The sequence below is a fragment of the Pseudoalteromonas sp. MelDa3 genome, from assembly GCF_002863625.1.
Classification (GTDB): Bacteria; Pseudomonadota; Gammaproteobacteria; order Enterobacterales; family Alteromonadaceae; genus Pseudoalteromonas; species Pseudoalteromonas arctica.
On sequence record NZ_PJBR01000004.1, the window covers coordinates 1 to 13,715 of the forward strand.

Genomic DNA, 13,715 nt, shown 5'->3' on the forward strand with positions numbered 1-13,715 from the left:
GATTTCTAGTACTAATACCAAACCTGCATAAATATTTGAGCAACTTAACGAATTAAATTTCACTAAAACGTTGTTAAAAATTTTTATTTAGAACAACTAGATACAAAAATTTTCGCCTAGTTCTAGCGTGATTTTCTTAACGTTAAATAGACCTCACATATAAGCAGATTGGTATAACATCACTTTATTACAAAACATCAAACTTCCTATGGGATATAAAATTAAGCATGATTAAACAGCTTTTAAGAAATTTACTATGTAGTTATTTGGCCTTAATAAGTTTTAGCTCATTGGCTCAAAGCAATGATGAATATGATAATCTATTGATTGAACTGCAAAAATTAGTTTCTGAAAAGAAATATACTCAGGCTTACGAAAAAAGTAACAGTGAATTTCAATACTTAGGTGAGCCTGTTTATGATTTTTTACTTGGGGTCTCTGCGCTTAAAACAGGAAATGCGGCACCTGCTGTATTTGCTTTTGAACGCGTGGTTGAAAACAACCCTAGATGGTATGAAGCTCGCTTGTACTTAGTTCGTGCTTATTTAACCGTTAATAATTTACCTGCTGCCGATACTCAAGCTTTAATACTGATTAACTCACCTAACACACCTAATAACATAAAGTCTTCGGCACAGTCGTTACTTGATACAACCACACTTAAAAAGCAAGAAGCTGGGCGTTCTTATAAGCAAAATATTGAGCTTGCACTTGGCGTTGATGGCAACGTAAATGCGGGTACGGCAGAAAATACGATTATAATTCCTAATATTGGTGAATTTTTATTATCGCCAGAAAGTAAAAGTACGCAAGACAACTATGCGCGACTAAATTACAGAGGAAAGTACTCTCACCCCATAGATCAAAAAAGTTTAATCACTTTGAGCGTTAATACCGGGTGGTACAAGTTTGCAGAACTCAGCCAATACGATCGTATAAATGCGCATATTAGTGCTGCCTATCAATATAAACAAAATGACATAAGTTGGTTTGCACAAGTATCGACGACTCCATTAATGCTTGATGGCGATCTTTATCGTACTGAATCAGCTTTAACAGCAGGTGCTAGTTATAAGCTGAATACACAAGTTAATTTATTTAGCTCTGCGACTGCGGGTGTTTTAAACAATAAATTTGATGAAAAGCTCGATAACTCATTTTATGCGATAAATGCGGGTGCTAGCTACGCAACTCGAAATTGGTTTCAAAGCTTAAGCATTAACGCTAAAAATGAAGAAGCCGATATTACTGAAGGTGAATTTAATAGCCGTAATATTACGAGTTTGTACTACCAAGTGAACACTCAACTAGCTCAACATTGGCAGTTGTTATCTCTTGCTGGATACCAATGGATTAATTATAAAGATGATCACCCTTTATTTTTACAAGAACGTGCCGATAACCTCTTTATGTTCTCAACTTCTGTTCGCTACTTAGTTAATCGTGATTTAGCAATACAGTTGGCTGCCAACTATCAAGATAAATCCAGTAATATTTCTTTATTCGAATATGACCGTTTAGATATCAATTTAAGCGCTTCTTACTCATTTTAATTTAAGGTATTTATGAAACATTTACTCCCTGTAATTACCACTTTACTTTGTGTAAGTTTTTATACACAAGCAAATGATCCTGCTGGTAAAACTATTTTAGCGCGAGGCTCTGTACTAGCGGTTGATGGAAGCTCTGAACAACAACGGCAGTTGCAGCGCAGAGATACCGTTTTTGGTGTAGATCGCATTACGACTGGAGAGAAAAGCAAAGCGCAATTTTCAATGTCGGATGGTGGTTTAATCGCTTTAAAAGAAAATTCAGAACTAAATATTGCTAACTATGAATTTGATGATAATACCCAACAAGGTTCTGCTTCTATTGAGTTACTTAAAGGTGGTTTACGCTCTATTTCGGGTGTGATTAAAAAAAATGGCGGCTCTTATAATGTAAAAACCCCTGTTGGCTCTATTGGTATACGTGGAACACATTTTGAAGTTCAGCTCGTTGAAGGCAATGTGTTTTTAGCTGTATGGGATGGCGCAATAGATTTAACTTTAGAAAATAATAGCGTGGTTTCTTTGGGTGATAACGAGGCATTTTCGTTTGCACAAATTACAGCCTCTGGTGAAGTATTAAAAACGACGCGTGCGGCACGTGTGTTTGATCAAAATATAGTAACGATCGACCCTAAAGATGACAACGAAGAAGAGACTGAACAAGCATCTGTAACTGAAGTTGAAGTAAATGCTTTTGAAGCAGATACAGATACTATGGATATATATTCTGAACAACAATTTCAAACAGTTAGCAGCGCATCTTTAGTCGATCAAATAGCTCAGCGCCAAGGTGTATTTAACTATGAAGCATCAAGCTTTAATGTAAATTCGAGTGTGGGTGCTGTTACTGACTTTGCTATGACTATGGCTGTTGATTTTGATAATGGCACAGTGCCTGATGGCGAAATTAGTTTTAATGACGCGGGCGGAAATTGGTATGCGGCTTACAGCGGTTTAATAAATTTAAGCGAACTTGACTTAGCCGTTACATTTGCATCCCATGGCAACAATAAAGCCGAGGGCGATGTTGATGCAATATTTTTGAATGACTTAGACAATATTACTGGCAACTTTAATCTTAACGAAATAAATAATCCTGATGTAAATGCTAGCGGTTCTTTTAAATTAGAACCATAAACACATTGGATACAAAGCTTTTATTATGGAGTATTTAAAATGACAGCAAAAAATATATTTTTGCTTGGTTCTATGGTGTTTTTGTTAAGTGCCTGTGGAGGCTCAGAAGAAAGCCCTGCTCAAGAGACAATACAATCACCTACGGCTGAAGTAGTAACGCCAACGGTGACTAGCTATATAAATTTGGCTGATGTTATAGCGAGCAATCAAACCAAAAATACAAAAGTTTTAGGTGCTGTCACTTCAAGTAGAGGAGTAGTTGGATCAAGCATAGCTAATACACGCGCTAATATTGTTTTTTCACAAACAAACGAAACTGTGCAAGGCAACGTTTCTTTTTTACTTGAAGCTTCGGATACTGATGGCATTGCTGAAGTTAGTTTAGTGCTCCCTAGCGTCAATAAAAGCATATCACTGTGTTCTTCTGATTGTGGTTTTGACTACGAAAAATCAATTATAGGCCTCAGCCCTGTGCTTTATGGCGTAATTCCAGGAGAGATACGCCTAGAAATATGGATAACTGACACTTTAAATAATCAAGTCCTTGCTGATGCAATTACTTTTAACTGGCAACCATATCAAATTGAAGGTGTTACAGCTCAGCGAGACGAAGATAATATTAATCTTTCGTGGCAAGCTAACCCCGAACTTAATCGTTATAACGTTTATATTGCAACTCAAGCTGGAGTTTCATCTACTAATATTAATGAATTAGAAAACGGACAACAATTTTTAAGTATTCAAGATACTGCATTAAGCATTACCGAGTCACTTACAGATAAAAGTTATCAAGTACTTATTACCGGTATTGATGGCAGTGGTGAAAGTGGCTTTGCTAATATAATAAACATAGCACCAGTGGGTGGAGAGCTTGCATTTGCACCAGAAGCTAATGCCGATCAGTTTCAGATAAATGAAGATCAAACTCTGCAAGGCAACGTTCTAACAAATGATACGAATCAATACAGTGGCGATTTACGTGTAAATGCAGATGCATTAATTCTACCGCAGCATGGCACCATTAATATAAATGAAAATGGGGATTTTACTTATATCCCTATTGCAAACTTTAATGGTGAAGATGCCTTTAGCTATCAAGTTGCTAACGAGTTAGGTATGACAGATACCGCAGTTGTAGAGATAACTATTTTAGCTGTTAACGACGCCCCTATTGCGCTTGATAATACTTATAACATTACAAACAATGGAACCTTAGTTGTCCTATCGCCTGGCTTACTTATTAACGATAGCGATATTGATTTAGATAACTTAACTGTTGATACAACGCCTGTTAGCGAACCGACAAGAGGACAATTAACCCTTTTTGATAATGGTAGCTTTGAATACCAAGGCGAGCAGAACATGCAAGGCCAAGACAGCTTTCAGTATAGAGTTGTTGATGCACAAGGTGCTCAGGCTATTGCAAATGTAACTATTGTAAGCTCAAACACTAACGTAGCCCCTGTAACAAAAAATGATAGCTATAGTTTAAGCGAAGATGAAACACTTGTGGTTACAGCAGCCAATGGTGTGCTTAGTAACGATACTGACCCAAATAATGACAGTTTTTCAGTCGATGAAACATTTATTGTGGCACCAACACATGGCCAACTATTATTAGCAATTGATGGCAGCTTTAGTTATGTGCCGGATGCTAATTTTAATGGTGTTGATCAATTTCAATATCAAGCTATCGACTCATTAGGTGCAACCTCTACAGCCACAGTAACTTTAGTAATAAACAGCGAACCCGATAGCCCTGTCGCACAAAATGATACCTATCAATTTAGTAAAAATAAACTATTTGAAGTAACAGTACAAAATGGCTTATTAATTAACGATTTTAATATTGAGGCTGGCGATTTATCAGTTAACACCACGGCAATCAATGCAACTCAAAATGGCGAGCTTACATTAAAAGTTGATGGTTCATTTACCTACCAACCAGACTTAGGTTTTATTGGTGTAGATAGCTTTACTTATTCAATTTCAAATGAGCAAGGCTTAACTGCAACAGCTCAAGTAACATTAAGTGAAAGCGGCGTTAATACTTTTCCAGAAGCCAATAACGATCAATTTACGTTAGACGAAGACAGCTCTGCATCTTTATTAGACGTGCTAGCTAACGACACTGATGCAGATGGCGATACGATTAGTATTTCGAACATAGAAAATATTGCTGGAGAAGCGACTATTGTCGCCGGGAAAATACAGTTTACTCCACCAGCAAACTTTTCAGGTGAGATAGTACTAACTTACACCATTACGGATGGCTATAGCACTGATAATGAAGGTATAAACGACAGAACAGCAAGTGTGACGATTACCGTGACACCCGTCAATGATGCCCCTACTGCAAATACTGATTCAGCAACGATGAACGAAGATGCTCCTGCGTTATTAGTTAACGTACTAGCTAACGACTCCGACATTGATGGCGATACTCTTACAATAACAGCTGCTACTGCAGATGTAGGTTCTGCATCTGTTGTTGATAATAAAATCCAATACACGCCTGCCGCTAATACAAATGGAACAGCAATTATTAGCTACACAATAAGTGATGGTAATGGTGGTACTGCAACTACAAACTTATCAATAATTATTACTCCTGTAAACGATACTCCTATTGCAAACGCAGACTCAGCGACAGTAGATGAAGATGCAGCGCCAATACTAATAAACGTATTGGCAAATGACTCTGACGTGGATGGTGATAGCCTCACTATCAGTGCAGCCTCGGCAGATACGGGTTCGGTCTTAGTAGTTGGCAATCAAATTCAATATACACCGGCAGCCGACGACAATGGCGTAGCAACAGTTACTTATACTGTAAGCGATAGCAGCGGTGGTGACAGTACAACAACGTTAACTATCACTATTACCCCCGTAAACGATGATCCAATAGCAAACGCCGATTCGGCTACCATGGCTGAAGATGCAGCGCCGATACTAATAAACGTATTGGCAAATGACTCAGACGTGGATGGCGATAGCCTCACTATCAGTGCAACCTCAGCTGATATTGGTTCGGTCTCAGTAGTTGGCAATCAAATTCAATATACACCGGAGGCTAACTCAAATGGACTCGCAACTGTTGTTTATACGGCAATTGATAGCAACGGTGGTGCCAGTACAGCAACACTATCTATTACTATTACTCCCGTAAACGATGAACCCATTGCAAATGCCGACACGGCGACTATGGATGAAGATGCTGCGCCGCTACTCATTGATGTGCTGATTAATGATACAGACGCTGATAGTGATAGCCTAAGCATAACAGCAGCGTCAGTCGATAGCGGTTCAGTATTCGTTGTCGATAACAAACTACAGTACACACCGGCTGCAAATAACAACGGTATTGTTGTTGTCAGTTATACTGTAAATGATGGGAATAACGCTACAGATACTGGTAGTTTATCAATTACGATTACTCCTATTAACGATGCTCCAGTTGCGTCAAACCAAGGTTTTAATATTAGCGAAAACGCAACCGATGGTGACACTATTGGGACTGTTAGTGCCTCAGACATTGAGAACCAAAATTTAAGTTACACCCTACTCAGTGGTGCTCCCATATTCGAAATAAATAATGATTCTGGCTTATTAACTGTAAAAGGTGAAAGCCCGTTTGATTTTGAAACAACTCCTCAGTACATATTGAGCCTAGCTATTACTGACGACGGTACGCCTAACGAAACAACTACTATTAATATAATAATTGATGTCACTGATGATGCGGAGTCTCTAGTTCCTGTTGAAGATGAAACATTTGGTCGTCCTATAACAGGTGAACTTGAGCTTTCGGGTGTTTTTTCAAGTGGTGAATTTAATGACAGTATTGAGCTAAATAATAACCTTTACTTTGTAGGTTTTAGTAATAACAGCAACAAAGATATTGTTATTGCTTCCTATACAACGAGTGGTGTAATAAATACAGCATTTAACAGTGATGGCGTTAAAGTATTAGATTTAGAAAATGATGAAGAAGCAACTGCTATTATCTCTGATGGTGCAAGCCTCTTTGTTGCTTACACTAGTTTTGATGGCACAAATACCGAAGCATGTTTGTTGAAAATGAATACCGCTGGCGTATTAAGTAATAACTCTGGAGATAATAATTCAGGTATTCACTGTACCGCATTAGCAAGCACTCTCGTTATTAATGACCTTGAGTTTAGCGACAATAAAATTCAAGCTGTTGGTAAGTCATTTAATGGTAACGACGACGATAGCTTATGGATAAAATACGATATATCTACACTCGCTTATGAAGCCGGAAGCCCTAAAATTGTCGATGTGAGCGGTGCTAATAGAGATGACGAAGCGTTTGCTATTAAAAACTTTAATAGCTCTGATCTTATGGTTGCCGGCAGTGTAACAAGTGCAACTGGCGATAAAGACGTACTTATTCGTTATTTAATTTCTGATGGTGAAAACAACGGAAGTTTTAATGGTAGCGCAGCATTATCGTTCGACTTGTCTGAGAATAATAAAGATGACGAATTATTTGCAATTGGCGGTGCTAAAAACACCGACTTTACAGCTTTTGCAGGTGGTTACATAACTCGTAACAGTGGTGAAAAAGAAGCCGTGGTTTTGGCTATTGATAAAACGGGTACTCTTATAACGAGTTTTGGTGATGCAGGTACTGCTATTTACGATATTGATGGTAACGGTGGTGCAGGTAATGGTGGCGCGAACGTAACAGGCGTAAAATACGAGCCAATTAAAAATGGAATTACTTTATCTGGCACTACCGGTGTTTCAGCTAACGAAAAGTTATTTTCTGCCCGTATTTTAACTTCAGACGGCTCACTTGATAGTACTTATGGTGCATCAGGTATTAATATCATTTCAGATATCAATGGAAAACAATTTGCCAAATCAGCAACTATAGATGCTAATGATACTGTATGGATATCGGGTGTTGTTGACGACTCAACCACCAAACCATTTGTTGCTGCAGTTGACGAGCAAGCCACATTATTTACCAACTTTGCAGACGTTGGTTATCTTGCTTTTGATACTATAAGCGCAGAATCTGACGATCAATCAATGCACGTTTTACAACTTAGCAATGACCCTCATGCCGGTAAGTATATTCTTGCATCAACGGCTAAATCGGACTCAATTACTAAGTTAGTATTAACACGCTTTACGAGTGCGGGTGCTATCGATACTAGCTTTAGCGAAAGTGGCCATAAAGAAATTGCCATAGATTTAAGCGCATCTAATATAGCGTTGGTTGAACACAATAGCGGAAGCTTATTTATTGCGGGATCTAAAAGTAAAACTGACGGTGAAGAGGGCTTTATAGCTAAAGTTGATCAAAATGGTGATTTAGATACCTCATTCGCCAGTGATGGTATTTACTATACTACTATTTCAGGTGCTGAAAAGCTTAACTTAACTGATTTAGCACTTCATGATGGCGACATTGTTGCAGTTGGCTCTGTAGTTATAGCTGATACTCCTAGCTCGTTTATCATGATGCTAGATTCTGACGGTACACTTGACGATAACTTTGGTAGTAATGGAACAATTATAGGAATACCTTTTGAATATTATGAAAGTGTTTTTATTAATGATGATAATATTTTTATTGGTGGTAAATCTGTATCAGGTGCCAGTTCAGAATTAGTAGCATTAAAGCTCGACTCCGACGGCGAGCAAACCTACAAATACACAGGTGAAACAACCACTGATACCGAGAATAAAATGGTAAAAGTTTTAGTCGACGAATCAAATAAATTATATTTAATTGCAAACATTGTAGATACGCCTAATAAAGCCAGTATTACGCGATTACTTGCATCCGGAGTAATTGATGACAGCTATCCGTTAGGCCAATACGCGTTAGCTTCAACGGGGGATACCGAAGTAAAAAGTGCCGTTTTTGATAGCAACAACAATATCGTTTTAGTTGGTATGGGCAATAATAAAGGTATGTTGGCACGTATTTTAGCTGATGGCACAATTGACGATACGTTTGGGGCGAATAGCAGTGGATTTTATGAAGCAAACCAATGTACCAGTACACATGTATTTACTTCAATCATCTTACAAAATGACACCCAAGTTGTTGTAAGCAGCACCTGTAATGACACTAACTCTAACAATGTTAGTATTTCTAAATTCAATTTTGTAGAAGATGGAGCTTAGCCTTAAATTATGAAAGTTGAATTTTTTGGTGTTAGAGGCTCAATGGCTTCAGCAGGAAGTAATACACACATTTTTGGAGGAAATACCTCATGTGTGTACATCGAACAAAATAATGGCAAAGATCTCATTTTAGACTCTGGTACCGGTATTGTAGAGCTCGGTACACGTTTACTAGAAACACAAAGTCCTATCAATATTTTGCTAACGCATAACCATTGGGACCATATTCAAGGGTTTCCTTTTTTTAAACCTATTTACCAACCCAACCGCGATATAACTATTACTGTGGGTAACGTTGATGATAAAAAAAGCCAAGATGCCATATTAAAGCAAATGAGTGGTTCGTACTTTCCGGTGTGTTATCAAGATTTACCTGCCAGCATTACGCTTAATACTGATTTATCGTCTCAAAAGCAATTTACACTTAATGGTTTTTTGGTTTCGACTGCTCCACTAAATCACCCTGGCGGTGGGACTGCTTATTGTATTAAAGCGGATGATAAAAAGGTGGCTTACGTTACCGACAATGAGCTAAATCCGCCAGAAAAAGCAAACACAAGTATTAGCGAATGGGTCAATTTTATTGAAGGCGCTGATTTACTAATTCATGATGCTCAATTTATAGATGCAGACTTGCCTCTTAAACATGGTTGGGGGCATAGCACCATAGATCAGGTGGCTGAGCTTGCTATAAAAGCGAGTATTAAAAATGTGGTTATTATTAGCCACGATCCATCAAGAACCGATGAACAGTTATTAGCTATAGAAAAATATTTACACACGCAGTACGCTCAACAGGTAAAAATAGAATGCGGCCGAGAAGGACGAGTTTTTGATTTTTAGTCTATCAAGGAGCGTTACTCATTAGCTCCTTAAAACCAATTACTTCAAAGCACTTTTTCATTGGCGCTGTTATTACATTATTAATTGCATCAATAGAGCTATTTTCAACTGGGTCGCTTGCAAAGTTAGTGAACCGCGTAGAAGGTATAATATACGACTCTCGGTTGTTACTAACACTTTCAGAGACGCCTAGGCGTATTGATGAAACCGTTGTAATAATTGATATCGATGAAAAGAGCATGCAAGAACAAGGACGCTTTCCTTGGAGTCGCTCAAAAGTAGCTGACCTTGTTACAAAGCTTACTGATGCAGGTGTTATTGTTATTGCATTCGATATATTTTTTTCTGAACAGGAAGAAAACCCTGTTACAAAAATTATGTCTGAAATTCCTGATTTATCAAAAAAGTACACCATCCCCTTTGCTGAAATTACTAAACAAGTCGATGCAGACACAAAACTAGCAAGCGCATTATCTAAAAATGATACTGTTCTTGGTTTTTTATTAATTGATGAACAACTCACTAATCAAAACTTGCCAGCTAAAAGCAGTGTTGTATGGGCAAATGCGGATCATACTAATTCACAGATAAACCAGTTTCCTGGTGCTATTGTAAATATTCCTCAGTTACAAAATTCTACAACGGGTACCGGTTTTATCAATGCACATAGCGATGAAGATGGCTTTATACGTAAAGCAGCTCTTATAAATCGAGTTGGCAATAAGCTCTACCCTTCTTTAGCACTTGAAGTTGCTCGACTTTATACCCTTGCTGAAAACATAGAAACTCGTTCCAATATATTAGATGGTATAACGTTATTCGAAGGTATAAAGTTTCAAGATAAGTGGATTCAAACTGATGAATATGGGCAAATATTAATTCCTTACAAAGGGCGTGCACATAGCTTCCCTTATTATTCGGCTACCGATATTTTGACCAAAAAAATTGGTTTAGAGGAATTAGAAGGCACAGTAGCCTTTATTGGCACATCGGCAATTGGACTCGCTGATTTAAGATCAACACCTGTTGGTTTACAGTATCCCGGTGTTGAGGTACATGCCAATATATTTGAAGGGTTAATGCACCCAGAGCTACTGCCATCTAAACCTAATTGGTCACTGGGAGCAAGCTTGCTCATCATTGCATTAACGGGTAGCGTACTGTCGTTTTTTAGCCACGGTAAGAGCGCACGTTTTATTATTGTTTTGTCTCTTACAGTCACAAGTGTCGTTATATTTTTAAACGTTTATTTATGGTCAGTGCAAAAAATTAGTTTACCTTTATTAATGCCCCTTTTACTCATCATTATATTAGCGGGTTATTACATCATTGTTGGTTCTATCGCTGAAATGAAACATAGCCGAAAAATAAAATCTATGTTTGACCAATATATGCCTCCTGAGCGTATAAATCAGATGATATTACAGGGTAAAAGTTTATCTCAAAAAAGTGAGCGAAAAAATATGACGGTGTTGTTTGCCGACATTCGTAGTTTCACTTCACTATCAGAAAGTATGTCGCCCCATCAGTTAAGTGAATACTTAAACGAATATCTTACGGCTATTACCAAAATCATATTTGATCATAACGGGACTATTGATAAGTACGTAGGCGATATGGTGATGGCATTTTGGAATGCTCCACTAAAAGACGAAAACCACGCTCGCCATGGTGTTGAAGCTGCTATGGGTATGATAAACGGGTTAACGCAAATAAATCAGTTATTTGCAGAAAACAATCAGCCTGCAATAAAAATTGGTATCGGTTTAAGTACTGGCGATATGAATGTAGGTGATATGGGTTCGGTTTACCGTAAAGCCTATACAGTTCTTGGTGATACTGTTAATTTAGGTGCTAGAGTAGAAAGCTTGACCAAATTTTATGGCGTAGCTATTCTTGTTACAGAAGAAACGATGAACGAATGCCCTCATATTTCATTTCGTTTAATAGATAAAGTACAAGTTGTCGGAAAAACAACGGCTATACAGTTGTTTGAGCCTATAAATTTTACAGATAAGCTCGATGAAGAACAGTTAAATGAAGTTAAAAAATCACAGCAGGCCATGACGCTTTTTTATAATAAAAACTGGCCACAAGCGCTTAGCTTATTTAAAGAACTACACAGCACGACCGTATTTAGCTCTGACGTTTATACCATTTTTATCGAACGTATTAAGGGCACTGATTTGCAAACACTAGCTAAGGATTGGAATGGTGCCTTCAAACATACTAAAAAGTAGTAAACATATGCGACAGCACATTAAAGACAAAACAAACCTTCAGCATTTTATCGATATTAGTATTAGGCTAACAACAGAAAAAAACTCGTCTAAGTTACTTGATGAAATACTGCAAGTTGTGATGTCGATAGCAAATTCTGATGCTGGCAGCATTTACTCTATTACCCCAAACAAACAACTCAAGTTTGAAACGGTAATAAATAAGTCATTAAATCTTTATTTAGGTGGCACTTTAGGGAGCCCTGTAGATTTTCCTAATATAGATCTTTTTATTGATGGCAAACCAAACGAAACAGCTATTGTTGCCCACTCTGCAAATTCTGGCGAAGTGATTAACATTCCTGACGTGTATGATGCCCTGCCCTTTGATATGAGCGCAGCTCGCAAAATGGACGCACGCACGGGTTATCGTTCTGAGTCCATGCTAACAATTCCTTTAAAAGATCACGAAGATGACATTATTGGTGTAATCCAGCTTATAAATGTAAAAGATGCGCAAAATAAAAACATTCCTTTTAGTGAAGAGCTTGTCACTCTAATTCGATCTTTTGCCTCTTTAGGCGCTATTTCACTAACTAACTCAACACTAATTAAGGGAATGGAAGATCTTTTTTCGACCTTTGCTGAAACAATTGCGATGGCAATAGATGAAAAATCTCCTCATACCGGTGGCCATTGTAAACGAGTGCCAGCACTCACGTTAATGCTAGCTGATGCCGTGCATGATATAAATAAAGGCCCTTTGGCTTCATTTTCGATGAGTGAGGCCGACCGGCATGAACTTGATATAGCAGGCTGGTTACATGACTGTGGGAAAATCGCGACTCCCGATCACATTATGGAAAAGTCGACAAAACTAGAAACTATTTTTGATCGAATAAAATATGTAGATGCTAAATTTGAAATAATTAGCCGAGATTTAAAAATAGCGTATCAGCAAAAAATCATCTGTGCGATGAAGCTGCAAAAACCTATCGAGGTTCAACAATTTGAACGCCTACTTGATACCGAGCTTAAACAGTTGGCATTAGACCGTGCATTGTTACAGCGTGTGAATGTAGGGGGCGAGTTTTTAGGTGATGCAGAACTTGAGCACATTGAACGCATTGCAAACAAATACCAACTCGTTATAAATGATATTAATACACCATTGCTCTCAGCTGATGAAGTTGAAAACTTAACAATACGAAGAGGCACGTTAACCGAAGCCGAACGTGAAGTAATGAAACGTCATATGGATGTAACTAAAAATATTTTAGATGCCCTGCCGTTCCCTAAACACTTAAGCAATGTGACTGAATATGCTTTAGGTCATCATGAAAAACTTGACGGTACTGGTTACCCAAGAGGTTTAACCAAAGAGCAAATGTCGGTGCCTGCAAGGTTAATGGCTATTACGGATATTTTTGAAGCGCTATCTGCGGTAGACAGGCCCTACAAAAAAGCAAAACCGGTCAGTGAGTGTTTATTTATTTTAGGGTCAATGGTTGCTAAAAACCATCTTGATGCTGACATTTTTGCTATTTTTATTGAGTCACAAGTCTATAAAAATTATATCAACGAGTATGCTAACCCTGAGCAGCTAGATGAGATAGATTTTGATAACTTACCCGGTTATACACCTATAAGTTAGCACCTATAAGCCATGCCTTTATTCAAAATGCGCTTATTACAGCCTATACCTATCCAAACAAAAAAATGCCACCTTACGGTGGCATTTACACACGGGGTTATTTCTACTTATAGAAATCCTTTTACTTTTTATTTGTTTTTTTAT

The 13,715-nt window shown here is 37.8% G+C and carries 6 protein-coding genes; all 6 read left to right on the forward strand.

The features are described from left to right. The first annotated feature begins 227 nt into the window (after positions 1-227). The 6 genes from CXF89_RS01040 (at position 228) to CXF89_RS01065 (ending at position 13,571) form a co-directional block, all read left to right on the forward strand. The gene (locus CXF89_RS01040) at positions 228-1,553 is read left to right on the forward strand and encodes a surface lipoprotein assembly modifier (protein ID WP_121953544.1); all 1,326 of its coding nucleotides are present in this window, start codon (positions 228-230) and stop codon (positions 1,551-1,553) included. Positions 1,554-1,565: 12 nt separating this feature from the next. Then, a complete protein-coding gene (locus tag CXF89_RS01045; RefSeq protein WP_007582324.1) occupies positions 1,566-2,687 on the forward strand; it encodes a FecR family protein in 1,122 nt (373 codons plus the stop codon). Between the two features lie 39 nt (positions 2,688-2,726). Further along, entirely contained in the window at positions 2,727-8,855 is a 6,129-nt protein-coding gene (locus CXF89_RS01050; RefSeq protein WP_121953545.1) for an Ig-like domain-containing protein, read from the forward strand. Positions 8,856-8,864: 9 nt separating this feature from the next. Then, positions 8,865-9,698 carry an MBL fold metallo-hydrolase gene (locus CXF89_RS01055; protein ID WP_121953546.1) on the forward strand — a complete coding sequence of 278 codons (834 nt, stop codon included), beginning with the start codon at positions 8,865-8,867 and terminating at the stop codon, positions 9,696-9,698. Positions 9,699-9,826: 128 nt separating this feature from the next. After that, on the forward strand, positions 9,827-11,938 hold the full coding sequence (locus CXF89_RS01060; protein ID WP_257983174.1) for a CHASE2 domain-containing protein: 2,112 nt from the start codon (positions 9,827-9,829) through the stop codon (positions 11,936-11,938). Further along, positions 11,910-13,571 carry an HD domain-containing phosphohydrolase gene (locus tag CXF89_RS01065; RefSeq protein WP_121953548.1) on the forward strand — a complete coding sequence of 554 codons (1,662 nt, stop codon included), beginning with the start codon at positions 11,910-11,912 and terminating at the stop codon, positions 13,569-13,571. Before CXF89_RS01060 ends, CXF89_RS01065 begins: the two co-directional genes overlap by 29 nt. Positions 13,572-13,715 lie beyond the last annotated feature (144 nt).

Excerpts from the sequence above, each read along its gene's own strand:
- CXF89_RS01050 (WP_121953545.1), top strand. The coding sequence starts at position 2,727 with ATGACAGCAAAAAATATATTTTTGCTTGGTTCTATGGTGTTTTTGTTA.
- CXF89_RS01055 (WP_121953546.1), top strand. The coding sequence starts at position 8,865 with ATGAAAGTTGAATTTTTTGGTGTTAGAGGCTCAATGGCTTCAGCAGGA.
- CXF89_RS01040 (WP_121953544.1), top strand. The coding sequence starts at position 228 with ATGATTAAACAGCTTTTAAGAAATTTACTATGTAGTTATTTGGCCTTA.
- CXF89_RS01065 (WP_121953548.1), top strand. The coding sequence starts at position 11,910 with ATGGTGCCTTCAAACATACTAAAAAGTAGTAAACATATGCGACAGCAC.
- CXF89_RS01045 (WP_007582324.1), top strand. The coding sequence starts at position 1,566 with ATGAAACATTTACTCCCTGTAATTACCACTTTACTTTGTGTAAGTTTT.